Origin of the sequence: Psychrobacillus sp. FSL K6-4615, assembly GCF_038008225.1 — a bacterium.
Lineage (GTDB): Bacteria > Bacillota > Bacilli > Bacillales_A > Planococcaceae > Psychrobacillus > Psychrobacillus psychrotolerans.
The window spans coordinates 308,803-334,370 of the sequence record NZ_JBBOYQ010000001.1 but is presented as its reverse complement, the minus strand read 5'-3'; the positions used below and the strand labels follow the sequence as shown (position 1 = coordinate 334,370).

23 protein-coding genes are annotated in these 25,568 nt (G+C 34.5%); 2 read left to right on the top strand and 21 right to left on the bottom strand.

Going from position 1 to position 25,568, the window contains the following annotated elements; translation table 11 throughout:
- Positions 1-10 precede the first annotated feature (10 nt).
- The 3 genes from MKX53_RS01635 to MKX53_RS01625 all read right to left on the bottom strand — a co-directional run bounded on the left by MKX53_RS01635 (position 11) and on the right by MKX53_RS01625 (position 2,393).
- A complete protein-coding gene (locus MKX53_RS01635; RefSeq protein WP_340913208.1) occupies positions 11-559 on the bottom strand; it encodes a cysteine hydrolase family protein in 549 nt (182 codons plus the stop codon).
- Positions 560-628: 69 nt separating this feature from the next.
- Positions 629-1,429: an NUDIX hydrolase gene (locus tag MKX53_RS01630; RefSeq protein ID WP_340908592.1), complete on the bottom strand. Its 801-nt coding sequence runs from the start codon at positions 1,427-1,429 to the stop codon at positions 629-631.
- Between the two features lie 229 nt (positions 1,430-1,658).
- Complete coding sequence (locus MKX53_RS01625; protein ID WP_093536260.1) at positions 1,659-2,393, bottom strand: YqcI/YcgG family protein; 735 nt, start codon at positions 2,391-2,393, stop codon at positions 1,659-1,661.
- Between the two features lie 174 nt (positions 2,394-2,567).
- Between MKX53_RS01625 and MKX53_RS01620 the strand changes: the two genes are divergently transcribed.
- Positions 2,568-3,422, top strand: a complete 855-nt coding sequence (locus tag MKX53_RS01620) for a dimethylarginine dimethylaminohydrolase family protein (protein ID WP_340908591.1) — start codon at positions 2,568-2,570, stop codon at positions 3,420-3,422.
- Positions 3,423-3,480: 58 nt separating this feature from the next.
- On the opposite strand, the gene MKX53_RS01615 is transcribed toward MKX53_RS01620, so the two are convergent.
- From MKX53_RS01615 to MKX53_RS01530, 18 genes are all read right to left on the bottom strand, one after another.
- On the bottom strand, positions 3,481-4,206 hold the full coding sequence (locus tag MKX53_RS01615; RefSeq protein ID WP_340829173.1) for a 3-ketoacyl-ACP reductase: 726 nt from the start codon (positions 4,204-4,206) through the stop codon (positions 3,481-3,483).
- A gap of 289 nt (positions 4,207-4,495) precedes the next feature.
- Entirely contained in the window at positions 4,496-5,620 is a 1,125-nt protein-coding gene (locus MKX53_RS01610) for an NADH-dependent flavin oxidoreductase (RefSeq protein ID WP_093536266.1), read from the bottom strand.
- 256 nt (positions 5,621-5,876) lie between these two features.
- The gene (locus tag MKX53_RS01605) at positions 5,877-7,058 is read right to left on the bottom strand and encodes a YeiH family protein (RefSeq protein WP_340908588.1); all 1,182 of its coding nucleotides are present in this window, start codon (positions 7,056-7,058) and stop codon (positions 5,877-5,879) included.
- A 133-nt stretch (positions 7,059-7,191) separates the two neighbouring features.
- Entirely contained in the window at positions 7,192-8,964 is a 1,773-nt protein-coding gene (gene xsc, locus MKX53_RS01600; protein ID WP_340908587.1) for a sulfoacetaldehyde acetyltransferase, read from the bottom strand.
- A 127-nt stretch (positions 8,965-9,091) separates the two neighbouring features.
- Positions 9,092-10,285 carry an iron-containing alcohol dehydrogenase gene (locus MKX53_RS01595; protein ID WP_340908586.1) on the bottom strand — a complete coding sequence of 398 codons (1,194 nt, stop codon included), beginning with the start codon at positions 10,283-10,285 and terminating at the stop codon, positions 9,092-9,094.
- A gap of 37 nt (positions 10,286-10,322) precedes the next feature.
- Complete coding sequence (locus tag MKX53_RS01590; RefSeq protein WP_340908584.1) at positions 10,323-12,230, bottom strand: TRAP transporter large permease; 1,908 nt, start codon at positions 12,228-12,230, stop codon at positions 10,323-10,325.
- 29 nt (positions 12,231-12,259) lie between these two features.
- On the bottom strand, positions 12,260-13,318 hold the full coding sequence (locus MKX53_RS01585) for a TRAP transporter substrate-binding protein (RefSeq protein WP_340908582.1): 1,059 nt from the start codon (positions 13,316-13,318) through the stop codon (positions 12,260-12,262).
- 50 nt (positions 13,319-13,368) lie between these two features.
- On the bottom strand, positions 13,369-14,088 hold the full coding sequence (locus tag MKX53_RS01580; protein ID WP_340908579.1) for a GntR family transcriptional regulator: 720 nt from the start codon (positions 14,086-14,088) through the stop codon (positions 13,369-13,371).
- 576 nt (positions 14,089-14,664) lie between these two features.
- Positions 14,665-16,389, bottom strand: a complete 1,725-nt coding sequence (locus tag MKX53_RS01575) for a GMC family oxidoreductase (protein WP_093536268.1) — start codon at positions 16,387-16,389, stop codon at positions 14,665-14,667.
- Positions 16,390-16,412: 23 nt separating this feature from the next.
- Positions 16,413-17,183, bottom strand: a complete 771-nt coding sequence (locus tag MKX53_RS01570; RefSeq protein WP_340908577.1) for a gluconate 2-dehydrogenase subunit 3 family protein — start codon at positions 17,181-17,183, stop codon at positions 16,413-16,415.
- Between the two features lie 68 nt (positions 17,184-17,251).
- On the bottom strand, positions 17,252-17,509 hold the full coding sequence (locus MKX53_RS01565) for a hypothetical protein (protein ID WP_340908576.1): 258 nt from the start codon (positions 17,507-17,509) through the stop codon (positions 17,252-17,254).
- 591 nt (positions 17,510-18,100) lie between these two features.
- Positions 18,101-18,739: a GntR family transcriptional regulator gene (locus MKX53_RS01560; protein ID WP_340908573.1), complete on the bottom strand. Its 639-nt coding sequence runs from the start codon at positions 18,737-18,739 to the stop codon at positions 18,101-18,103.
- Between the two features lie 563 nt (positions 18,740-19,302).
- Entirely contained in the window at positions 19,303-20,118 is an 816-nt protein-coding gene (locus MKX53_RS01555) for an undecaprenyl-diphosphate phosphatase (RefSeq protein ID WP_340768016.1), read from the bottom strand.
- A 69-nt stretch (positions 20,119-20,187) separates the two neighbouring features.
- A complete protein-coding gene (locus tag MKX53_RS01550; RefSeq protein ID WP_340908570.1) occupies positions 20,188-20,376 on the bottom strand; it encodes a hypothetical protein in 189 nt (62 codons plus the stop codon).
- A 600-nt stretch (positions 20,377-20,976) separates the two neighbouring features.
- Positions 20,977-21,642: a putative bacteriocin export ABC transporter gene (locus MKX53_RS01545; protein WP_340908567.1), complete on the bottom strand. Its 666-nt coding sequence runs from the start codon at positions 21,640-21,642 to the stop codon at positions 20,977-20,979.
- A gap of 6 nt (positions 21,643-21,648) precedes the next feature.
- Complete coding sequence (locus MKX53_RS01540) at positions 21,649-23,682, bottom strand: hypothetical protein (RefSeq protein ID WP_340908566.1); 2,034 nt, start codon at positions 23,680-23,682, stop codon at positions 21,649-21,651.
- A gap of 208 nt (positions 23,683-23,890) precedes the next feature.
- A complete protein-coding gene (locus MKX53_RS01535; protein ID WP_340908564.1) occupies positions 23,891-24,208 on the bottom strand; it encodes a hypothetical protein in 318 nt (105 codons plus the stop codon).
- 186 nt (positions 24,209-24,394) lie between these two features.
- A complete protein-coding gene (locus MKX53_RS01530; RefSeq protein ID WP_340908563.1) occupies positions 24,395-24,550 on the bottom strand; it encodes a hypothetical protein in 156 nt (51 codons plus the stop codon).
- A gap of 100 nt (positions 24,551-24,650) precedes the next feature.
- Between MKX53_RS01530 and MKX53_RS01525 the strand changes: the two genes are divergently transcribed.
- Positions 24,651-25,526 (top strand): helix-turn-helix domain-containing protein, encoded by an 876-nt coding sequence (locus MKX53_RS01525; protein ID WP_340908561.1) that lies wholly within the window; start codon positions 24,651-24,653, stop codon positions 25,524-25,526.
- Positions 25,527-25,568 lie beyond the last annotated feature (42 nt).

The window sequence follows — 25,568 nt, the reverse complement described above, 5'->3', positions numbered from 1 at the left end:
ATAGATGGTTTTATCGGACTTCTGCACCTATGCTGTTTTGGAAATGACCTAGAGCCCATTCATGACCTAGTTGGTTGAAGCTCGCGACAGCATCCTTATAAACGACTACTTTAAAGCCCTTGTTATACGCGTCCACTGCTGTATGAAGTACGCAAATATCGGTACATACACCGACTAAGTGAACTTCTGTAATTTGTCTTTCTCTTAGCTTTAACTCTAAGTCTGTACCGGCAAACGCCGAATACCTAGTTTTGTTCATCCAATAGACTTGTTCACTATTCTTATTATTTTCATATACATCTTTGAGTTTTCCAAACAAGTCTCTTCCTTCGGTTCCCTCTATATTGTGAGGGGGAAATAGCTTAGATTCAGGGTGGTACTGGTCATCCTTTTGATGAGTATCAATCGCAAAAACGACCAAGTCGCCAGCAGCTATAAATTCTTCCGTTACATTTAAAATGGCTCCCTCGATATCCTGTCCTGGTTTACCACATGTTAATGCTCCATTGTCCGCCACAAAATCTACCGTGTAATCAATATTCAACAATGCTTTGTTCATCATTCATCCGCTCCTTTATATTAAATAAATCATCAATTGTTAAATTGTTAATTAATACATAGAAAAAAATTAATAATTTGCATTATAGATAGAAACAAAAGGCTCGTAATCGGTAAATCTATATAATTGTGCTTTGTTTTTAGACCATCTATTAGATTTTTTTAACTCCCCTTCATCCATTACTTTTTCAATGAATGGCAAGGATGGTGCTTTTCTAAAAAACTGTGAATCAAGTTTAATCCAGGAATCATCCAATACGGTTAATAGTACGCCTTGTAATTCTGACAATACGAATTCTTTCGGTAAAAAGTTTTTTGCTAATGTAGTAAGAGCCATATCTTTCTTTATAATCCAAATGGCATCTGAAATTATTTGTTGGTGGTCGAAAGCGAGCTCTAACTGACTGATTTCTTCTAAGTTGAATAGCTGTACATCCGAAGCATCATCAGCTGCTTTGCGTTTGACTAACTGGTTTTCTGGCACAATCGCATAATGGGCGTTGGAGATAATCCAAGCACGTTTGTCACGTCCAGGTTTATCGTAAGTGCCAAAGTGTTTCATCTTGAGATTGGTTACCCCTGTCTCCTCTTCAAGTTCTCTCGAAGCTGCTTCAAATGCTGTTTCATCTGGCTGAACAAAACCACCTGGCAATGCCCATTTACTACCTTCTACATTTGGCTCGCCCTCTGCATCCTTCGCTGCTCGTTGTATCAACATCAACTTCAATTCTTTTACAGGTGGTTTATGCTTTTCTACCTCAGTTGAAATGATCGTAAATACGGCAATATCACTTGTATATCCGTCGGGCGTTTTATATTTATTTGCATCGTAATTCTCTAACATTTCTTCTTCCGACTTATATTTCCCCATCATAGTACCTGCCTTTCTATTATAGTACTCGCTCTTTATTTTAATTAACAGTTTGTTATTTGTTAATTGTATTTTATGCTATAACATTTATTTTTGCAAGGCATATGTCATGAAAAAGACAAAATAAAAAGAAATTTCCTTTTGTGTGACGGAGTATTTATTGACCACCATTTTAAATTGGTCTATTTAACACCCACATCTTCAAGGAAATTTCAGATGGGACTTAATATTAAGCTTCTAATTTATGATGGAAAGGACACTTTCCTTGAATGGGTTCAATATCATCCCCAATAAAGGATTGCTTCCATTCATTATGTGTTGGATCTCCGAAGTGGCCGATATCTGGATGCTTAGGAAGTTGGTCCCAAACCTCTACTCGTTTACGAACCTTTTCACGCGACATAATACCACCCTTTTCAGTTCCTTCTAGTCCTTCGAAGATTTTGCGAGGCTGAAATCCAAGAACCATTGCATTCCCTAAGTGACGTGTCTTTCTCTTCTTATATGCAGGAGCATTTCCAAACACGAAGATTGGCTCTCCATTGAATCGAAAATCCCATAAATGATGATCAGGGTCGCGTGGACTGTCTTCTGGCCATTCAACTTCATCCATTTCATGTAAGTATTGAAGGATATCCCAAAATTGCTTACGATAATCCTCGATAGAACCCTCTTGCTCAAAAGGCTCTACAAATACAAAGAGACCATGTCTTTTGTAATTTGGTAATTTAAACAGATCTAGAAAGCCTTCCACTGCAGAAGGTAGATTACTCCAGTCTTCTTGGCTAATATATGCATAACGAAGCTCGCCTTTCAATTCTCCACTCATTCCAAAAAAACAAGGAAACGTCTTATCCGTTACTGTGTTGTGGAAAGTTTCATATTCCTTATACAGCCAATTTGGTAAGTCGGTTCTAGTATGAAAATCTTCTTTTGTCAATAATGCCTGTTCCTTTGTAATCATACAATCGCCTCCACAATCATTATTCATACATCTCTTAGTCTTGTCTTTACCCAATCTTAAATTCCCTAAAACAATGATATTAAAATTCAAATAAACTTCACTGAAAAAGGTTATACAATGAAAAATATAGGGAATAGAAAAGAAGAATGAATTAAAAAAAGTGGAGGATTCCTTATGGTAAAAATAATTCAAGATCAATCTCAAATACATTGTCAAAGTGAATATGAAACACTAAAAAAAGTCGTCTTATGCGAACCTCAATATATGGAAATTAAAGAAGTAATTAATGATGTTCAGAAACAATATGTAAATGATAATATTGACCGTTCACTTGCTATTTCACAACATCAACAATTTGAAAAAGCCTTAGAGAATGCCGGTGTGGAAGTAATTAAATTAACACCAAGCAAAGACCATCCCGAACAAGTTTTCACAAGAGATATAGGCTTTACCTTGGGCAATCATTTGTTTATTTCCGAAATGGCAAATCCGATTCGTCAGGGTGAAGAGAAAGTGTTAGCTGATTGGATGAATGAACATGACATTTTTTACAAAAAGCTTTCTGAACACTCCATAGAAGGTGGCGATGTTATTGTCGATGGCCATCGAGTGTTTATCGGGATTAGCCACCGTACATCTATGGACGCTATTAAAGTTTTACAAAAAGAGCTAACAGATTTCGATATTCTACCTATTGTTTTTAACCCAAAATACTTGCACCTTGACTGTGTATTCAATATTCTTTCTGCAAAAGATGCATTGATTTTTCCTGATGCGCTCGACAAAAATATGGTGGAGCTGTTATCGAGTATGTATAATTTAATCGAAGTGAGCGAAAGTGAGCAGTTCTCAATGGGAACCAATGTATTATCTATTGGTCAAAATCGGGTAATCAGTTTACCAATTAATCATGATGTTAATCTTCAAATGAGGCAGCATGGCTATCAAGTGATAGAGGTCGATTTCTCTGAAATCATAAAATCAGGTGGTTCCTTCCGCTGTTGCTCTATGCCAATAGAACGACGCTAATACAGTTACACACAAAAGACCCATTCCTCTAGGAATGGGTCTTTTTAAAGTGCCTTATTTAGAAAGGATTTGTTGCTAATAAGCTAGCTGTTTTCACATAAATTCTCGGATCTAATTTTAATTGTGACACAATGAATTCAGCTATATCTTCTGGTTGCATAAATTGGTCGATTTTATCTTTATCCACTAAGGAAGAATTGGTAGCCAGCTCTGTTACGACTGTACTCGGAGTTAATGCAGTCACGCGTATATTATTACGGCGAACTTCTTGAGCTAATGATTCTGTCAGCCCAATAACCCCAAATTTAGATGCACTATATGCACTTGAACCAGGCGCACCATTTAAGCCATTTGTTGAAGAGATGTTAATAATATCTCCTCCATTTTTTTCAATCAGTTGTGGAAGTACTGTATGTGTTACATAATAAGTACCCATTAAGTTAACATCAATAATCTTTTTCCACTCTACAGGATCTGTGTCTACTAGTTTCTCAAAGCCACCAATTCCTGCATTATTTATTAATATATCGGCAGTTCCTAATTCACTAGTTAGTTTTTCTATTGCTTGTTTCACTTCTTCTAATGAAGAAACGTCTGCTGGCGCATAAGCTACTTTAACATTTAAGGTACCAATTTCTTCAGCTACACTCTTTAATGCTTCCTCTGTTCTTGCAAGTAATCCAACGTTTACTCCTTCTTTTGCTAAAGCAATAGCTATCGCTTCGCCAATACCTCTTCCTGCTCCCGTTACAAATGCCACTTTTCCTTTTAATGATTGTCCCATTTTTAGCAACTCCTTTTTCATGATAATCTACTCTAATCATAGTCCTGTAAAATGAAAAACTCCATTTAAACACCTTCACTATGTGAAATCCATCATGATATACAGAGGAAAGAAGCCGAGAGAAGTGTTTAATCACTTTTCACGGCTCTTTTTCATCCTCACTAGGTAACTATAACACCTATCATTCGGACCCTAAATATGGTGCACATTACCAATTTGAATTACGAGAAATGATCCTTATTTGTAATTTAGGGAGTACATTAAGTGATTATCACTTTTCTCGACTCTTTTAATCTTCTACTGGTAACCAACCTTTTACATTTACTAGTCTATCCCATAATGGATCAGGGATAACTAACTCTTCTTGCGCTTGTCTCGAAAGAGTTTTACGTATTTGATCTTCCTGGCCAGCTTGAACTTTATCCATCCACTTTGGTTCCATTAATAGTTCTCGACCCAATGCAATGAAAGGCACTCCCGTTTCTAACGCTTCGACTACCTCATCTGGTGTATGCAATGAACCTACTCCAACTACCGGAGTCCGATCCCCTATTTTTTCATGTATCTTAATAATTCTTGACTCTGTTTTATCTTCTTCACGGAAGGAACCATTCCAGAAATGATTCACAGACACATGTAGATAATCTAAGCCCTGATCAGCTAGCTTATCTACGAATTGAAGAGTATCCTCCAATTGAATCCCAGGGTTACTGCCCTCTTCTGGAGAAATTCGGTAACCAACAATAAATGGTGTTTTTGCATGTTCCCTTACTGCTTGTTTAACAGAATCTACGATTGCCATGGGAAACTTCATACGATTCTCAAGGGAACCTCCCCATTGATCTTCTCTTCTATTTGAATGCGGCGAGAAGAACTGCTGTAACAGGTAAGTGTTAGCTCCGTGGATTTCTACTCCATCAAAGCCTGCATCTATTGCTCTTCTTGTAGCATCTCCAAAAGCCTGGATTGTCTGCTTAATTTCATCCTCTGTCATCTCTCGCGGAACTATTGCACCTTCACGTTCCGCAGCAACAGCACTTGCTGAAACGGGTTGCTGATCTGGTAATAACTGGGCCGGCGACTGTCTGCCCCCATGATAAATTTGAATAATAGCTTTTGTTCCATTCGATTGAATGCTCTGAGCTAGTTTTTTCAATCCTGGAAGGAATTTATCATCATCTATGCTAAATTGTCCTGGAAATCCTTTACCACCCTTGATCACATATGCACAAGCAGTGATAAATGTACCGACACCACCAGAGCGTTCCTTATAATAGGCTAACTCTCTTTCCGATACTTCCCCACTTTCTTCCGAGGAATAGTGAGTCATTGGAGCGACCATAATTCGATTTTTTACTTTTACACCTGATGAAAACGTAAACTCTTGAAAAATCTTTTCGTATTTTTGTTTCATTTTATTAACCCCTTTACTAGTCTTCCAAAGAAGGACAATGTATCTTCTTTGTTAATACTACAGAAGTTAACGTTAATGTTCCAACAATCTGCCACATACTATCTAAAATGGTATGTTATAGGGAGGGTGATAAATCAAAGCTAAAAAAGACTACAACCACATACCACGGAAGTAGACTCTCACTCTAGGTAATGCACTTTTACTTGGATTATTTAAACGCTGGTTTGTTCTACTTTTACATGAAGTTAATACCTTTCTAAATAACAACTAAATGACCAAATAGACTAATTAATGTTAAGCTAACAATCCCAACAGATATCGCTGCAATAAGCCCGATATAGAATGGTTTCAATCCCATCCCTTTGAATGATTTAAAACTAGTTGATAACCCTACTCCCGCCATTGCTATTCCAAGCATATAAGTAGTACCAAAAGAACTTCCATAACTATAAAAGGCTTTCCAAGATGCCAAATCCAAGAAACCTAAAGCTAATCCGTTGTTTGCCAAGGTCATGTCACCAATTGTTCTTATGAATGCAAGTAGCAAAAACCCGATTACAAACATTGGTACAAGTTTATACCACTTCGGAATTCTTTCTCCTACTGTATCCTGTCTATCATCCATGCCTTTAAAAAATAAAGAGGAAATGAGTGGTATTACCACTATTATGAACAAATTTCTCGTCAGCTTTGTCACCATTGCCACATCCACAGCTTTTTCAATGTCATACATCTGATTGTATATAAGCGCAGCCCCTGTCACTTGTGCCGTATCATGAATAGATGTTCCTAAAAAAAGCCCTGCTTTGATTGGGTCATCACCAAAGAAAGTATTGGCAAGTAAAGGGTAGAACAGCATACTAACTAGACCAAAGATAGTAATATTTGCGATAGCATATGAAATCTCATTGTCTTTAGCCTTAATTACGGGAGAAATTGCCATAATAGCTGTCACACCACAAATACCAGTACCCCCTGCAATTAATGTCCCTAGTCGCTTGGACTGCTTCATTTTACTGGTAAAATATAAAGTTACTATAATACCTGAGGAGATGCAGGCGATAATTAACGGAATACCCCACGCTCCAAGTTTAAGTGCTTCTATTAAACTTAACCTTAGTCCCAACAAGATAATCCCTAGTCTTAATGCATATTTAACAGCCAAGGCGATTCCAGGAAGGAAAAATGGATGTATACTAACTACATTCCTAATGAAAATACCAAGTATAATAGCAACAAAAATACCAGACACAGGACTTGAACTGCCTTCAGGTAAAATTTGAAGTTTCACTATTAAAACCCCAATAAGATTAGCAAAATAAACCCCTGCAATCATCACAACAAAACAGAGAACAATGCCAGGAAAATTAATACTAAAGAAATTACGATTAGGGGTAACTGCAATTTTGTCCATGTAGTTTTTCATCTTTTTCCCCATAAGCGTGCTCCTCACTATTTAAATTTATCTATAAATATTAAACATTCATAACCTCCCATACTTTCAACAAATAAAGTAATTAATAGAGATTATGAATGTTTAGTTAGATTACATCTGAGATGTAATTATATATTTATTGATCTTTCCAAGAATGATAATCTAAATGCTTATATTTCTCCAAGTAACGGGTAGGCATTTCTAATGCATCTTTTCTAAATGGTGGCGCAAGCATAGTTCCATCAACATGAATATCAATGATAGCTGGCTTTTTCGCTTTCAAAGCTTCCTCAATAGCTGGACCAATATCCTCTGCCTTCTTCACTGTAAAACCTAGCGCTCCCATCGATCGAGCTACATCTGCAAAATCGGGTGCTTCTATATTTGATCCTATAAAGCGATTATTATAATAATCCACTTGATTCTTTTTCTCTGCAGCCCATGATTCATTATTGAATACACAAGCAATTACAGGTAGACTCTGTTCAACCGCAGTGCTAATTTCATGTAAACTCATCCCCCAAGCTCCATCACCTACGATTGCACATGTTGGTGAATTTGGTTCCGCAATTTGTGCACCCATTGCAGCGGGATAAGCAAATCCACAATTTCCAAAGGTCAATGCCGCAATATGCCGTCTACTTTGGTTAAAGTGTAAATAAGCATTGGCTGTAGAAGAAACGTTTCCTATATCTGTTGAAATAATAGTGTTATCAGGTAATGCTTTTCTTACCTCCAGCAATGCCCGTCTCGGATTAATACGGTTTCCTTCAACCATCGCTAAGTCAACAAGCTCTTTTTCCCATTCCTCTTTAAGGTTGTTTATTTCAACTAAACGAGAGGATACCACTTCTCTTTCGTCACTATTTAATTGTTTAAGAATTTCTTCACTTGAACTTTTTGCGTCCCCAATGATACCTACCTCAACCGGATGTGTCCTAGCAATATTCCTTGGGTTAATATCAATTTGAATTATAGCTGCATTTTTCGGAAAGTATTCAATGTCATAAGCTGGTAATGTACCAAATACGGATAATCTAGTTCCAATTGCAAGCAATACGTCTGCTTTCTTTAGAGAATTCATAGCAGCTTTTGAACCCATATATCCAATGGGTCCAACCGCTAATGGGTGATCAGCCGGAAATGCATCATTATGCATATATGAAACAGCGACCGGTGCAGTTAAATATTCTGCAATTTTTCCTACAACATCTATTCCATTCGCATCAACTACTCCACGCCCTGAGATAATTACCGGATTTTCTGCATTTTTCAAAAGCTCTACAGCCTTTTTAATGGAAGCTGGATCACCGCTACCTCGAGCGTCTACCCGATATTGATGGGGAGATAAAATCTGCTCCTCAAGTTCACCATAAAAGTAATCCCTTGGGATATCATACAAAACTGGTCCTCTTTCTGCATATGCTATACGGAAAGCTGTTCTTAACGTTTCTGCCACTCGGTTTCGATGTGTAACACGAACAGTTTCCTTTGTTATAGATTTAAAGACTGAAACCTGATCACATTCCTGGAAACCATCCCAACCAATGGTAGGAGTACCAGCAGATGGTGAAATGATGACCATTGGAGTGTGTGCTTGGTTTGCAGCTGCAACCGAGGTTACCATATTAGTAATACCAGGACCATTTTGACCAATTACAACTCCAGCTACACCAGTAACACGCGTATATGCATCCGCCATATGTGCGGAACTTTGTTCATGTCGAACTGGAACAAAATTAATGCCGGCCGTTGGGAGTAAATCGAGCATATCCATGAATGCTGATCCAAGTATTCCATAAATATCTTTTACACCTTCCGCAACTAATGTTTCTACAATGGCCTCACTTGGTGTCATCTTCACTTTTTTATTTACCATTTCCTTCATTATTTCTTTTGTGTTTGTCATTGTTTTTCCTCCTATATAATAAGTTTTATAAACTTTATTGCAAAAATGAATAATTAGTAGAGTGACATTTTCATCACGACGTCCGTACCAGATTTAAGATAAACTACCGCTTATTTATTAAAACAACTTACGAGGTTATCAATTCATTATTTCCTGCTTTCTTTAATTTCTGCATTAACATGTGAAGTATGTCTTCTATGTCTTTATGACTTGGCACAATTTTATTCGTTAAAATACCATTGCCACTTAGTGCATCTTCAACTAAAACATTTATATTATCTTTCAGATCTTCAACATTGATGTATTTCACTCCTGCTTGCCAAATTCCAAAATGGTCATTCATTCTATCGATACATTTGACAGTAGATACTGCCATTTTTTTAGCGTCCTTATCTTTTTCTACTCCTAAAGCAATACCAATATCGACATATCTATCAATAGTTACATCTATTCCATAATCCAAAACAAAAGGAAGTATCAATGAAACACTTAAGCCATGAGGAATATTAAATCTTGCCCCTAGTGCCCTGCCTATAGCATGAGCAAGATTCGTTGAAGCGTTTGAAAATGCAATACCTGCATATGAACTTGCTAGCAACATTTCTTCTCTTGCATCTAGATCTTCTCCTTGGATATATGCGCGTGGTAACGACTTTCCAATCATTTTTATAGCTGTCAGAGCAAAATTGTCTGTTATTGGAGTAGCTTTTGTAGATATATAAGCTTCAATCGCATGGGTTAATGCATCCATACCTGTGTATGCAGTAAAATGTGGTGGTAAGCTCTCTGTCAATACTGGGTCCAAAATTGCAATGTCTGGAATAAGATCCTTATGTCCAGGATTCATTTTTTGATGTGTTTCTACATTTGTTATAACCATAACTTTGGTAGCCTCCGAACCCGTACCCGCCGTGGTGGGTATTGCTATCAATGGGAGCCTATTTAACTTTAGAGTCCCTGCAATTTCTTCCCACTTTACGGTTGGATTAGCCCCAAATAAGGATGTTGCCTTTCCAATGTCAATTGCACTCCCACCCCCAATTGCCACAACACAATCGGACTGTTCCTGATTTAGCTTTAATAACGCATCGTTAACATGATTAGTTGTAGGTTCTCCTTGATATTCAGAGAAAAAAGTTACATTTATATTCTTAGACCCTACGATTTCCTTGATTTTTTTATCATAATTTAGTTGAGAAATTAGGAATGCATCAATAATAACAAATAGGTTAGTCACTTCCATTTGCTGTGCAATTTCACCTAACTTGCTTAAACTATCTCTCCCAATCTCTATCTGTCTCGGAAAATATGTTGAAGTCATAATTTATCCTCCTTGTATATAATTCTTACTCACACACCTATTCAAGGAAACCAACTAACCATAAGCTGATCATTGGAATATAAGTAATCAAGCCTAATAAAACCAACATCGTTATAAGTAATGGAACTATCCCTTTTACCACTTGTTCAATTTCCAACTTTGCTATTCCAGCCGCTACAAACAAGTTGACACCTACTGGTGGAGTAATGAATCCTATCGCAAGATTGAAAACCATAATTAAACCGAAATGTATTGGATCTACTCCTAATTCGACAGCTATTGGTAATAGGATTGGTGTTAATATAACAATGGCTGCTAACGCTTCCATTACAAGACCGACAAGAAGTAAAAGTATATTCAGTAACAACAGTATGATGATTTTATTTTCACTTATCGTCAAGACAAAATGTGCAACTGTTTCAGCGACACCTTCCAATGTAATCAATCGACCAAAAATGCTGGCCATTACTATCAACAAGATAATAATAGAAGAAGTAACTCCCGCATCCGCTAAGTTTTCGTACATTTTCTTAAAGGTTAAATCCTTATAGACAAAGAATCCTATTATCAAACCATATGCTGCAGCAACCGCAGCGGCTTCTGTCGGAGTCATAAACCCGCCATATATACCACCTAAAATAATTACTGGTACTAGAAGAGCTAGTTTTGCATCCCAAGCTGCTTTCAGTGTTGAGTTCAAATTAAAGCTTGTTTTATCTCCTTGCCAACCATTCTTTTTAGAGACGATATAAGTAACAAGCATCAATGCCAGACCTGTCAGTATCCCTGGCAGAATGCCCGACATGAATAGCTTTGAAATTGATTGTTGCCCAACTATACCGTATATAACCAGAGGGTTACTCGGCGGTATAATCACACCAAGAGATCCAGCAGTCGCAACTACCGCTGTTGCAAACCCAGCATTATAGCCTTGATTGATCATAGCGGGTATTAGCAATGTTCCAATTGCCGCAACAGTTGCTGGTCCCGATCCGCTGATTGCAGCAAAAAACATACAAGTTACTATAGCAACTAGCGCTAAACCACCTGGTAGAAATCCCAATAATTCATCAGATAGTCGTAAGAGTCTTTTGATAATATTTCCACCGCCCATAATTATGCCCGCTGCTATAAAAAACGGAACTGCCATAATAGGAAAGTTATCAATACTTGTAAAAGCTGTTTGTGGCAGGAAGTCAATAGGAATGGCATCAGTTGCAAGAACAGTTGCCAACGTACTAATTCCTAACGTAAAAGCAATTGGCATCCCTATCATGATGAACAAAATGAAATACCCAAAGAGAACTACAGCAATTGCTGTCTTTGCAGATAACGCCATGGGTAAAATAATAACGATTGCCATCAAGATACCCAAAACTCCATCTTTTATCTCAAGTCTTTTTAAATCCAAGTTAAAATTCTGAATTAATCTTATAATTACTAGTGAAAACCCTATAGGCACTACACTATACGGAATAGCCATTTGTAATCCCAGGGCTGGTGATGTTTGCCCTGTTGACAACTGAAATGAAATTAACTCAAAACCATAACGAATCATAATGTAACTAAAATAAAGCATGAAAATTGTATTTGCCAAATTTATTGACTTTTGAATACTCACTGGGAATCTTTTGACAAGCGCATTTACCTGGATGGATTCTCTTTTCTTTATAGCTAAACTTGCTCCAAGAAAGGAAACTGCAATAAAAATATATCGGGAAATTTCTTCAGTCCAGGTAGTAATATTTGCAATTTCCACAAATGGCAATAGGTATCTGTTAATTACCTGAAAGTTTATAAGTATTATAAAAATGATAAACCCTGCGACAATCAACATTTCTTCAAATCTTTGATCGATAAATCTAACAACTTTTTTTATCCCATTGGTATTACTTAGAGGATTAGGGATATTACCTTGCATTTCAGATATAGATTCTTGTTTCAAAATCATTCACCCCCTGGTTTCATAATTTTTCACTTGAAAATGTCTTCTTTCCTTTTACCAAGTGTTTCAAGAATAACATCAACATATTCCGGTTCTGCTAGTCCTTTCTTCACAAAGTTATCCCATACAGGTTCCGTTGCCTTTTTCCATTCTTTCATTTCTTCTGTATTAGGTTCAAAAACCTCTATCCCATAATCTAAAAATTGTTGCTTTGCTTCTGCCTCTCTCTCATTTGCTCGTCTTCTTTGCCACTCCATGGCCTCTGCTCCAGAATCCATAATTATCTGCCTATTTTCTACTGAAAGAGCTTCAAATATTTCTCTGTTCATAACTAATACATCTGAACTGTAGTTGTAATTTACCTCAGTTGCATACTTCAAAACTTCCTGATGTTTTGTATCCCACAACAAGGAGTAACTATTTCCCTCTCCATCAACCGTCCCTTGTTGTAAACCCGTGAATACTTCTGACCAGGCCATTGGTGTTGGATTTGCACCATATGAATTAAAATCTGCCTGTTCAATCTTAGAGTTCGTCGTTCTAATTTTAAGACCTTTCAGATCTGAAGGTTTTTCTATAGGCTTAATATTATTTACTATTTGACGAAATCCATAGTCTGGAAAAAATACAATAACAAAACCCGATTCTAGCATTTCTTTCCGGATAATATCACCCGGCTCTCCATCAAGTGCTTTATAAACTTCCTCCTTGTTTTCGAATATATATGGAAGATCCCAAGCGGTAAAATAATTAGTGAAACTAGTCATATTTGGTGTAGATGAACTCGCAAAATCGATGCTTCCTCTCTGTGCACTTTCTATTACTTCTCTGTCATCCCCTATTAATCCATCATGATATGTTTCTATCACCATTTTCCCATCTGATTTTTCTTTAACAAGTTCCGCAAATTTATCTATTCCTTGTGAGACTGGGTGATTCCCAGCTTTTGACTGTGCGGCACGAAAAGTTATAACTTCATTTCCAAGTGATCCTGAACTTTTCCCCATAGCATAGTTACCTCCAACAATCATCCCGAATAAAGTCAAGATAACTAAACTTGCGATAATCAATGACTTAGAATTCTTCATATTCTCCTCCCTCCTCGAAATGATAACGCTTACATTTTATTGTTTTAAAATTAACTACTCTCTCTTTTGTTTTTAATCCTAAAAACATACATATCTGATCGATAAAGTCCTTTATAATACTCAACTGGATTTCCAGATTCATCATATATTATCCTCTCAACACTTAAAACACTGGTGTTTGGAGGTACATTTAACAATTGAGCTATTCGATCGTCCACAATTTCAGTGCTGATAGATTGTTCTGCTTCAACTAATTTAATACCTAGTTCATTCTCTAGTAACTCAAAAATGGTTGCATGGTCCAAATCATATTCAGCTAAACTTAATCCAAGGTCAACGGAGTAGAAATGACGTTCAATTGCAACTGGTTTTTGATCTACATAACGCAGTCGTTCAATTGTATACATATCACTCTCAAATATTTCAATTAAGGAATCCTTTTCAGTAATTATGCCAGATGATAAAAGTTTACTTCCTGGTTCCATCCCTTCGTTTTTAACCCTTTCCGTAAAACTATTTAATGTAGAAAGCCACTCATTAATAGGGGCTTTTTCCTTAATGAAAGTTCCCTTCCCGTGTACTTTTTTTAATACTCCATTATTGACTAACCTTAATACCGCCTCCCTAATAGTAGTTCTACTAACCGAATACTGATCCATTAATTCCCGCTCACTCGGAATTTTTTCTGTATATACTCCTTCCTTTATTTTTTCTTCAAGTACTAAACTTATTTGAATATGAAGTGGAATATGTAATTCGTTGTTTATCATAAATTTCACCCTTCTATCTCAACATGACGTCCCTACCAGTTTAATTAAAAAAATAAATTCCTAACGTCTGTATTTAATAATTAATTTAATTAAAACAAAATATTCTGAATATGTCAAATAGTTTTTCATATTAACCTTTGAATATTTTAAACTTTCTTTTTTTATTAACCCATAATATATATATTCTTCTTTGTAATAAATATGATTTTTCTAACTTTTTTTTTGGAATTAATTTTGCCACATGAAACCCCTATGCTGCACACTATGTAAAATAGTATACGTCATAGGGGTTTGTTTATTGCTCAACTCTAATTTTTTCTATTTCTTTCACCCAAGTGGTAATGTTTTGATGTATACGTTCATACTCTTGATCATTCCAGCATGTCCATACACATTAAGAGAGAATTCTTTTACTATATTCAGAGAGTATTGTACAAATCTGTTGCTAAATTATTCTCAAATTTATAGAGCCGACGTATTTTTGTAGTCAGATCATATACATATTTACACAAAAAAACTCCTGACCGCAAATTAAATTCCGGTCAAGAGTTCTTTTATAGAATAACTAGTTGTCATTTATGCTTTAACTAGTAATCCGCCTTCTTTTAAATATTTTTGAATGCCTTCAGCAGCACGATAAGAAAGTGCACCCAGTGTTCCAGTTGGATTAAAGCAACTATTATGTGGGAATGCAGATGCACCTAAAACAAACACGTTTTCAGCTTCCCACATTTGTAGGTAAGTATTTAGCGCTGATTTCTCAGGGTCTGTCCCCATAATTACTCCACCTGTATTATGAGTATTTGAATCTTTATTTACGTTAAATGGACCTTGCTCTTCATTTGTGTCAATAATATCTGCACCAATTTCTTCTGCAAATTTACGCGTAATCTTAGACATGTATTTCCCCAACGCGCGGTCATTGTCTGTATATTCATATGTCATGCGTAATAATGGATATCCAAATTCGTCTTTAAATTCTGGGTCAAGGTCTAGATAATTTTCTTTATGTGGTAAAGAAGCACCTTGCGTTTTAACTGGGAAGTTTGAATTCGCATATTTAATAGATTTCTCTTTGAACTCAGCACCCCAGTTTGGCGTTCCTGCAGGTACACGGTTTACTGCAATCGGACGGTCACCATATTGTGTTGAACGAATACCAGCACCATGTATGAAATCTACTTCCGCATGGTCAAAGTTATCCCCCATGTATTCAGCAATCTCAATACCTAATGCTCCAGCGCCACCATATAGGTTAAACTCTTTGTCCTCGAAGAATAGCTGAGAACCTCCAGCTGTTACCTGATAACAGTAGTTTTTACCGATTGTCCCTTTACCTGTTTTTGGATCATAAGGGGTACCAATACCAGAGTTTAGAAGTAAACGTGAATTATTGAATACATAACTCGCAACTACAACTACATCTGCAGGTTGCTCAAATTTTTCTCCAGTTAGCATATCTACGTAAATAACCCCGTTTGCTTTACCACCACTTTTAGTTAATTCCACTACATTAGAATGTGTACGAAGATCTAGCTTACCTGTTTGTTTTGCAACCGGAATTACCGTTACTGCTGGGTCACCTTTCGCTCCATATTCACAACCAAAGTTTTCACAATACGCACAGTATTGACATGCTCCACGAGAGATGCCGTCAGGGTTTGTATATGCTTCAGAAAGGTTAGCTGCAGGAATAACGAAAGGTTTGTATCCAAAGCTTGTTGCCGCTTTTTCGAATTCTTTCATTAATGGTGTTTTCACTAAAGGAGGCGTTGGATATGGATTCGTACGTTTCCCCCAAAGTTCTACTGTTTCCCCTGAAATACCAGCCATTTTTTCGAATGTATCATAGTATGGTTCCATCTCATCATAGGTTATACCCCAGTCTTCAAGACCTTCCATCCAAGCAGGGATTTTTTCGATTCCGTAACGCTCAATTGTTTTTGTACGTATTTCGAAGTCATAAGGTAAGAAACGATAAGTTTGTCCATTCCAGTGACTACCTGCACCACCTACTCCGTCACCTACTATGAATGTACCGTAGTGACGCATTGGTAAAGCCTTACCGGATAATGTATTTCTATAAGTAATAGTTTCCTTCGAAAGATCTTGCATTAATTCTTGACGATGTTGATAACGAAGCTCATCATGTCCCATTGTATAGTCAGCTGTTGTCCGGTCTTTACCTCGTTCTAACCCAACAACACTTATGCCTGCTTTTGTTAGTTCAGCTGAAACGATTCCACCAGCCCAACCCATTCCTACTACTACAACAGGTACTTTAGGTAATTTTGTAACCATTTATATGTCAGTCCTCTCTATTATTAATGTCCCATATGAGAATTTAAACTTTGTGGTTCCAGTTGGATAAATTTCTCATCTTGTATTTCAGCTGCATATTGCATACGAGATCCTGGATACTTACGCATACTCCAACCTAACATTTCATTGTTACCACCATACATTGGGTCTGCATATACACCTTCAATAGTTAATGTGCGTAGTAAATTGAAAAATTGAGAAGAAGAAATTTTTCCATATAATTCAACTTTTCCTTCACTAAAAGAAAGTAGAACTTCATCTTGTTTAGCAGCTTCTAACTCTTTAAAATCAACTTCATATTGTTCGTTACTATACTTGTCTAAACTAACTAAACCAGCTAGAAACAAATCTTTTCTAAGTATTTTCGTTTGTGGACCTTGGTTTTCTTCTGCTTTATAAAATGCACCTAAACGGTAGTCTTTAACGTTAGAACCCCATGGACCAGCCAACTGATGATCAATATAAATAGCTGCATTAAGTTCTTTTGCACCAGGGCCATTTGCATCTTCTGGGAAAATACGTTCCACTGCCGCTTGAGTAACTTGATATTGGTTTGGTGTGAAGAACATTAAAGCTACATTCGGGTTAGCCTTAGGTGTTGCCGCGTGATTTTGAGTTTTAGTAGTGGTCGCTGATTTGTCATCTTTTATTAGAAGACTTCCTAAAGCTCCCCCTAAAACAACTCCCCCTACTGTCAAACCAGAATTTTTGATAAACGTCCGTCTAGACGATCGTTTGTCTAAAACAGTGTTATTCTTTTCTTGTTCTGACATAATAAAACCTCCTATAAATTTAATAGTTTTCTATTTAATCGCTTAATAAATATTCTTCATTTTTTCTTTTAATGCACAATAGAGCTCCAATTGTAAACAATCGTATGCAGAACTGAAAAAGCAAGCAATGAAGCTATAAAAATAGTGTGTTTTCTTCCTGTCCAACAAAGAACAATGATAGCTAAACCAAACCCAGAACCTAATAGGGCAAACCAAGGGAATGGACTATTATAAAAAAAGAGTAAAAGTGCAAAATCAGCTACGATGAAAAGGGCCAGTAGCACTTGATTGAGCATCCTCAGTTCTTCTAAATTGTATTGCGTCATACTTATTCTCCTTTTTATGCAATAGTAAAAACACGTTTCAAAAGATGATTTTATTTTGTATACAAAATATATGTTTTTGTATACAAAAATAACATTATCTATTCTACTATATTCTTTTGTTGTTTGTACACCTTAAAAATTTTAGGAAATAATCATGAACAAGAACTTTTCACTCAGTTTGATATAACTTATTAAGTTAGTGAAAAGAGGATAAGTTTTCTTTATGACAAGACAATATTAGACCTTAGAAGATGGTACTTCCCAAGTATGAACTGTAGCTTTTACATGATAGTGCGACTATTTTTAACAAATCTTAGAATGAAATTAGATATATTTATAGTGAAGTTTAGAAAAGGGGCAAAGGTTATAAACGAGGACTATGTAGAAAAGTATTCCAAATAAAAAAACACCCAAAAAAGGTGCAATGGAGGACTATAATGATTTAGGCTGTTCGCGGTGAGTTTTTGGCACTAATTCATACGCTAACTAGATAAATTAGTGCTCTGTATATGAGGTAAATTTTAACATCTTACTTCAGATAGGTTTGAATGCAATTTAATAATCACTTTTGGTGACTAAACAATAAATAATTTAAAACTGTCCATTCCTTCCGATAAGCTCCAGAGTAAAATTCATGTCTTTATATAAATTTTCTGCTATGAGTTCTCCTGCAAGTTGTTCATCCTTGCTCTTAATGGCTTTGTAAATTTCTTCATGCTCATCTATTATATTTGGACGACTATATATATCAAGCCTTAGACTAAACAAATAGAAAATTGTCTGAGCTTGTGCTAATCTTTCAATCATTATTGGATTTTGACATTCATTTATAATTAAATCATGAAAACGTTGGTTTGCATTATATGTATTTTTGGACTGTCCTTCCATAAGCGAATTACGAGATACCTGTATGGTATTCTCAAGTTCTTTAACCTTCTCCGCTGTCATATTTTTCGCTGCTCTTTTCGCTGCAAAGCTTTCTAGTACTATGCGCATCTCATATATGTATATCAAATCCTGTGCTGTCGGATTATAAATATGCTTGTTCTTAATTAACCCCTCTTGCTCTAACCTTTTAATTGCTTCACGAATTGGTGTACGACTAACACCAATCTCATCTGCAAGACGCTCCTCTACTAACTTCATTCCGCCTTTGTAAGTTCCATCAAGCATAGATTCCCTAATGTATTCATAAGCCAATTTTTGTGCGTTCATCTTGTTTGAAACCATATCTTAACCCCCCGGAATTATTTTAAGTAAATACTTCCTTATTATACTTTACAAAGTATTATTTTAAAGAATAAAACATCCTCTTTAAAGGTAGAGGTTTATTTAAAATACACATAAAAATGGAGCTAGGATATGTTCTCCCAACCCATTTTATTTTGGTATTCTTTTTTTACTAAATTACCTGTTGGTCTCATCAAGCAATTAATGTTATGTGCTTTTCTTATATTTTATAAAAGGAAACAGAACTATCAAGAAAACAAGCAAAAACAGAGATACAATGATTTTGTTTCCTTTATCTGGCTCCCCAAACAAATAAACTAGTATGTTTGCAAATGACGGCATACCAAGCCATTCTAAAATTGGAACCACAAGAAACATGCCAATTAAAAAATATAAAGTAAAAAATTTTTTACTCATATAGTTTTGCCGCTCCCTCATACCGTTAGATGAATTCCTCATATATTCAAGTACTTCGACATTCTTCCAGTAATACCTGCTTATTGAACTGACTCGTGATTTTAGTTCAATAAAAAAAGCTTTACTCCTTCTTGAAGTAAAGCACGTTAGAAGAAAATTAGAAGTAATGCTCCTACGATGAAACAATAATATGTAAAATAAACCAGCTTCCCATTTTTCATAATTCCCATAAACCACTTCATCGCAAAATAGGTCATTAATAGTGTTGCTATAAAAGCAGCTAAATACGGAATTGCTAAGTCTGCTTTATTCGGTTCATTCAGAAAATCAGAAAGACCTAGTATGACTCCTCCGAGGCTAACGGGAATATACAACATAAATGAAAATCGAAGTGCCGTATCTTGTTTCATTCCAACAGCAACTGCGGAAATAATAGTTGCACCTGAACGACTAATCCCAGGCGTTAATGCGACAGCCTGCCCTAACCCCACAATAAAAGCATCCTTAATTGTAATATCACTTTCGTCTTTTTTACCTTTCAGATTGCGAATTACCCACAAGGCAATCCCTGTTACGAAAAGCATCACCGCAATCGTTGTCATGCTAACACTTTCTGCTATATAGTCACTTAACAATATTCCGAGAACACCCGCTGGAATAGAGCCAATGATGATAAAGAAAACAAAATGAAAGTCACTCTTATAACGACGATTTTTCGTTTTTAAATAAAGAAATGAATTTACTGCAAGCCTTGCGATATCTTTTCTATAAATATAAAGTATCGCAAATAGTGAAGCTGTGTTTGTTAATATAGCAAATGTAAATCCTTGTTCACCTAGCCCCAAGATTTCACTAGCAATCATTACGTGTCCACTAGATGACACTGGAATTGGTTCTGTAAAGCCTTGCACTAGCCCAATAATAATCATTTTTATTATTAAGATAACATCTAATTCTCCCATTTTACCTCCCAATGAATTCTCGTTTTAAGGAACAATGATTTTTACGGACCAAAACTATATTGATCCTCATCAATCTCTTTTAACCTTATCGTCGCTATTTTTTCTTTTAGGTTGAACAAGCCAAATTACGAATAGAAAAAACAATGCAAAGCACACTCTAAATAACGTATTTAGAACTCTGACGTCATATAAATCTGTTAATAAAATAAAACTTAAAGCATATCCAATTATAAAAACAAGGAACAAGCGAAATTTCATTTCTGCACCCCCATTAAATCACCAGTTGCAATAGTGATGCTTTTTTGATTGTTGATTCAAGGGTAATCTCCATATAAATAAGAGGACGATACTACAACTAAAAAAGATACAACCTAGTAAATCATCTCTTCCACATTAAACACTACCATACTTCTTACATTTTACTATTTCCAGTTGATAATTAGACTTTTTTTAGTCATTTCTTTAAGAAAATAGGAAACTTGGCGTATCTCCCCCCCACGGTTCGAACGTTTCTAAGTTTGAATTAAAAAGGATATATGAACTAATAAGAGCAAGAGGGATATCCCCTCTTACTCTTATTTGTACTAAAATAACGGCGTGTTAACCTTATTGCAAGGTTAACACGTAACGTATATATTTATTTAAACATGGTATTACTGACACTTGAAATCAAGGTGAGTCTGATAAGAGGAAATCAACTAACATAAAAAAAGAAACACTTAGAAAAAGCAACCTCTCAAAACAAACATTTTTCATCACTCTTCCAAACTTTACGGTAGATTGTGATTGTTTTCCTCCCCTGTTTACTTTAACCTGATACTGTAAAAAGATATTCATAAAAAAATTGTTAATTCGCTTCTAATTATCTATATTTATAGTAGATAAGTCACCTAAACTAATGACACGGGAGAAGTAATGCAATATATTTTTATTATGTGTTACAACAACTATTGTTTTTCCATTATTATTTAAGTGCTTCAAATACTCCCATATTATTCTTTCGTTTTCAGAATCTAAGCTGGCGGTGGGTTCATCTGCAAGTATCAAATCACTTTCTTGTAAGATAAGTCTTATCATTGCTATTCGTTGTTGCTCCCCACCACTCAATTGGTAAACAATTTTATCTTTCAAATAATATAAACCAAATTCTTTGAGAAGTGTACTAATTTTTTCTATTTTTGTCTTTTTATTAATTTTTTTATACGCAAGTGCTAAATTCAAATTCCAATTTACTGTTTCATCATCAACCAACCCATAGTTTTGAAATAAATAACCAATTCTCTCTCTCCTTAACATCATGGCTGATTTGGAATGGATAGAAGGATTCTTTTGACCATATAAAAATAAATCACCTTTATTTTTTGTAGTAATTAACCCCATGATGTTTAGCAACGTTGTTTTGCCCTTACCACTTTCGCCAGTAATTGCTACCATTTCTCCTTCTTCAATAACTACATTGATATTTGAGAGAATTTCTTCTTTTCCATATTGTTTGGTTACATTTATAAGTTCTAATACAGCCATATTTATCTATCCACCTTTAACAATCTTGTTAATATTTTTTTTAATAATTATCTTATATAACAACAACAACATAATAAAATCTATAATTAACATTAATATATAGAACATAGTATTGAACTCTATGAATAGATTAACAAAAATAGCACTAAGTAATACAATATAAACAATAATATGAGATTTGAATGTTTTGAACAAATCATATCCATATATAGTTTGGATTGCGTATCTTTTGCTATTCGATGTTACATCCACATAATTAGAAATATAAATTACAAATATCAATGTGAATAAAAAGAGTAGTGTAAAAACTAATGTATTATACATTAAAAATTCAGCACTATAAATAACGGTCATAAAAGGTGTTAAAAGAGTTCCAACATTAACAATTTTAGTTAAGTTAAACTCCCCCAATATTTTGGAAAATTCATTTCTCTCCTCTAGATGAAAAATAATGCCACCATTATTTAACTGATCAAAATAATATAAACTCCCAAAATCACCTTGATCTAATATTACAATCGTATCTTTAAGCCTAATGCTTGAGCCCTCTTCATTAATATTTTTACCTAGTAATTCAAATTCTTGTTTATCATTGATATAGATAATACTAAGATTATCTATCTTGGTTGATTCAGAGTTAGTTAATCCATAATAATCATTATAAATTAATAGGTCATTATACAATTCTGTGTATATTTTTTTTATTTCAAGTTCTCGTGGTTTATATTTAACTGGTACCAGAATGGTGGGATTTCCCGTATTAAAATCTGTAATTTCTTTTCCTTTTTCATTATTGATTACCATAAAATCTCTTAAATATCTCTCATTGACAACAATATAGTTATTTTCAATATCAGCATATATATCCTCTTTTTTTAACCCCCTACGTTCTAGACCAAATACTGATAATGACTGTATAACGCGTGAAACATCGTGAACATATACCTGATTACTCTCATTAAAATAGTCGTAAACTTTCTTTACAGAATCCCCGTATTCTTCTAATAACTTTGGGTTATTATTGGCTTTTGTATATTCATCAGCGTTATATCCATTTGATGTAAAGTAGTTTTCTAATTTTTTGTACTCTTCTAAGTTATTTAACTTATCGGTATAACCTTTATAGTTTGAAATTAGTAGAGACGTCGAAACCGTTATTGTCAAAATTAAAAGTATTTTTATGGTATATAAACCGTAGTTTAACCTCTTAGAATATACTTTGTTTTTAATCATTAAATTGATATCGATAAATTTCAAACTAATTTGAGTAAATAACAACATAATAATATTTGTTAAAATAACAATAATAAGAAACACTAACAATAGATAAAAGTATCGTGGCACAACATGATCAAGGTTCAGATAGTATATATAATGCATACTTAGTGTAATAGCTAGAATGATACTTTCCATATATATAAAGTCTTTCATTGAAGCACCAATCATTTTTAATTCGGAATAACCTAGTACTTTTTTTACAGTGTTTATTTTTATTCTTGTAAATGAATAGATAAATAAAATCAATTGAGAGATTATTAGGAGAATAAAAAAGTTAATAGCATTATATTTTATAATTTGAGAATATTCAATCGCATCATTATAACTTTCGATCGCAATACCCAAATCATCTGTAATGTTAGCCAATGTATCAAGTGGTATATTAGAGTAAAAAATTCCGCTACCGTCCACAAAATCTTCTTTTGTTAATTGATGATATTTAAATGATTTATTTGAAGCAATTGACTTAGGTTTATTTATACTTTCCACCTGGCTATGATAAATGTCATAAGTGAAATGATTATGTTCAGATATAGGTGTTTTAATTAACTGTAAATCACATTCTTTATCTACTAAGCAAGTATCCCTAATTTGATTATATAAATTATTTAAATTAGTTCCTGAAGGATCTACGGTTTTGTAAGGGTTTAGTGAAGAATCTCCTAAACTATTCAATTCATATATCTGGTAAACCGATTGATTAAACATGTATGATAATAGCAAAAGTTGCCCTATTAAAAATATTAATAATAACTTTTTCATGATACCTCCTGCACAATATTATGTATAAGTTAAATAACTAGCATTGCATAAAAACTACTGGAAAACCAATTATTAGAGAGTTTTTCACCATTTAACCTATAATAGAATTAAAAATTTATTGTTAATTTTTATGCGTGTTAGATATGCTTATGGAATAAATAAGGAAAAAGGGCAGGAGCTTTTTTAATTTTTTGTTTCTAAAACTATTTTAAGGTCTTGATTGATAATCATAGCTCGCTGTTTCATTGCACCAAAAAGATCTTGGTTCTGATACATAGTCAGAATCATTGAAGAATCCACCATTAGTTTTAACATTTCCGCATACTGTTACAATAGCTTTAACCTTCCATTTTTGACTATTTGAAGTGTTAGTATCGTAAATAGAAGAGTATACATAAGTTCCTGTTTGACCACCATCAAAATATAAATCAGTACCGGGTACTGCCGCTGCTTGAACAATTCCAGCAGATAATGCGAACGTTAAAACTGCAAAAAATGCTAAAAAAGGTTTTTTCATTTTTTTCATTTTAGTTTCCTCCTAGTATCCTTGCCCTTCTTCCGTATTTATTCCATAACACGAAAGTTGTATTCCAAGTATTCTTTTGTAAATGTTCTATGACTTCTTAAGCAATGCCAAGTGCTATTTAATTCTTGTGCAACTCTAATAAACGACAAAAACACATTCCTTCTTTTCAATTAGTTATTTTGGGAATTAGTGTTTTCCACCTATTAACTCATCTTCTAATATTCTAATGTTCATTTTAGAAGGGTTAGAATTTGTTATGTCCGTACTAAAGTTATAAGAGAGATTAATAAAAACCCCAAATACTAAAAGAAATTTAGTTATAATTTTCGAATATTTCTTCATTGTTTCCTCCTAAATATATGTCTTTAGTAGTAATATAAGTTATTATATAATTATAAGATATAGGATGTTATGCAAAATTGTGACAAATGAGGTGAATAAATTGGAGGATTTAGGTAGAAAAGTGTCATTTTTTAGAAAGGAAAAAGGTCTTTCTATTAGTAAATTAGCAGAGAATTTATGTGATGAATCTACTATATACAGGCTAGAACGTGGAAAACAACTCCCGAGACTAGAAATATTAAATGATATATGTTTGAAACTAGAGATTCCATTTAAAGCTCTGTTTCCCTTAAACGAAGAAGTTGAAAATTTAAAGAAACTTTGTAGGGAGTTGACATATATAGAAGACTATTTAGCATTAGAACTAGCAATAGAAAAGTGCGAAGAAGTTTTAGTGGAACTACACTCCCCTTATTTTAAAAGAGAGTTTGGAAAGTATATCCAATGGCATAGAGCTATACTACTTCATAAGAAAGAAAATAAAAATCTAGAAGCTTTGGAAATTCTAAATAATCTTGTAACCCTTAAAAATTGTGGTTCTGAACTTGATTTTTCCATAATGAATTCTACAGCTTTAATATATCTCTCCATGAAGGACATAGATTCTGCACATAAAATATACAAAGTAATTTACCCAAAAATTAAAAGGCAAAAAACTGTAGAGGATCTGACGCTTAATCCTAGAGTCGGTTATAACTACGCATATTCAATGTATCAATTAAATGAATATGAGGACGCATTAAAAATAGCATTAGATGTTCTTTTTTACTTAGAAACACATCATCTAATGTATACACTAGGTGAGGTTTATCACATGATAGGTATACTTTCAAAAAAAAATGGATATTTAAAAGAAGCTGAAGAGGGCTTTAAGAATGCAATTTTATTATTTTCCTTCACTAAAGATAAAATTAATTTTGCAAGAGCTGAAAAAGATTTAACGAGTCTTCACAAAAGTATGTCTCTACTTAGTTAAAGGATAACGCCTAATACTATATATAAAAAAACCAGCTCCTAA

Bases quoted from the DNA above. Each gene is read 5' to 3' on its own strand.
- MKX53_RS01565 (WP_340908576.1), bottom strand. From the start codon at position 17,509: ATGACGCAATACAATTTAGAAGAACTGAGGATGCTCAATCAAGTGCTA.
- MKX53_RS01575 (WP_093536268.1), bottom strand. From the start codon at position 16,389: ATGGTTACAAAATTACCTAAAGTACCTGTTGTAGTAGTAGGAATGGGT.
- MKX53_RS01570 (WP_340908577.1), bottom strand. From the start codon at position 17,183: ATGTCAGAACAAGAAAAGAATAACACTGTTTTAGACAAACGATCGTCT.
- MKX53_RS01560 (WP_340908573.1), bottom strand. From the start codon at position 18,739: ATGGTTTCAAACAAGATGAACGCACAAAAATTGGCTTATGAATACATT.
- MKX53_RS01635 (WP_340913208.1), bottom strand. From the start codon at position 559: ATGAACAAAGCATTGTTGAATATTGATTACACGGTAGATTTTGTGGCG.
- MKX53_RS01595 (WP_340908586.1), bottom strand. From the start codon at position 10,285: ATGACTTCAACATATTTTCCGAGACAGATAGAGATTGGGAGAGATAGT.
- MKX53_RS01630 (WP_340908592.1), bottom strand. From the start codon at position 1,429: ATGGGGAAATATAAGTCGGAAGAAGAAATGTTAGAGAATTACGATGCA.
- MKX53_RS01615 (WP_340829173.1), bottom strand. From the start codon at position 4,206: ATGGGACAATCATTAAAAGGAAAAGTGGCATTTGTAACGGGAGCAGGA.
- MKX53_RS01620 (WP_340908591.1), top strand. From the start codon at position 2,568: ATGGTAAAAATAATTCAAGATCAATCTCAAATACATTGTCAAAGTGAA.
- MKX53_RS01535 (WP_340908564.1), bottom strand. From the start codon at position 24,208: ATGAAAAAAATGAAAAAACCTTTTTTAGCATTTTTTGCAGTTTTAACG.
- MKX53_RS01605 (WP_340908588.1), bottom strand. From the start codon at position 7,058: ATGGGGAAAAAGATGAAAAACTACATGGACAAAATTGCAGTTACCCCT.
- MKX53_RS01540 (WP_340908566.1), bottom strand. From the start codon at position 23,682: ATGAAAAAGTTATTATTAATATTTTTAATAGGGCAACTTTTGCTATTA.
- xsc (WP_340908587.1), bottom strand. From the start codon at position 8,964: ATGACAAACACAAAAGAAATAATGAAGGAAATGGTAAATAAAAAAGTG.
- MKX53_RS01610 (WP_093536266.1), bottom strand. From the start codon at position 5,620: ATGAAACAAAAATACGAAAAGATTTTTCAAGAGTTTACGTTTTCATCA.
- MKX53_RS01580 (WP_340908579.1), bottom strand. From the start codon at position 14,088: ATGATAAACAACGAATTACATATTCCACTTCATATTCAAATAAGTTTA.
- MKX53_RS01585 (WP_340908582.1), bottom strand. From the start codon at position 13,318: ATGAAGAATTCTAAGTCATTGATTATCGCAAGTTTAGTTATCTTGACT.
- MKX53_RS01545 (WP_340908567.1), bottom strand. From the start codon at position 21,642: ATGGCTGTATTAGAACTTATAAATGTAACCAAACAATATGGAAAAGAA.
- MKX53_RS01625 (WP_093536260.1), bottom strand. From the start codon at position 2,393: ATGATTACAAAGGAACAGGCATTATTGACAAAAGAAGATTTTCATACT.
- MKX53_RS01530 (WP_340908563.1), bottom strand. From the start codon at position 24,550: ATGAAGAAATATTCGAAAATTATAACTAAATTTCTTTTAGTATTTGGG.
- MKX53_RS01550 (WP_340908570.1), bottom strand. From the start codon at position 20,376: ATGAAATTTCGCTTGTTCCTTGTTTTTATAATTGGATATGCTTTAAGT.
- MKX53_RS01555 (WP_340768016.1), bottom strand. From the start codon at position 20,118: ATGGGAGAATTAGATGTTATCTTAATAATAAAAATGATTATTATTGGG.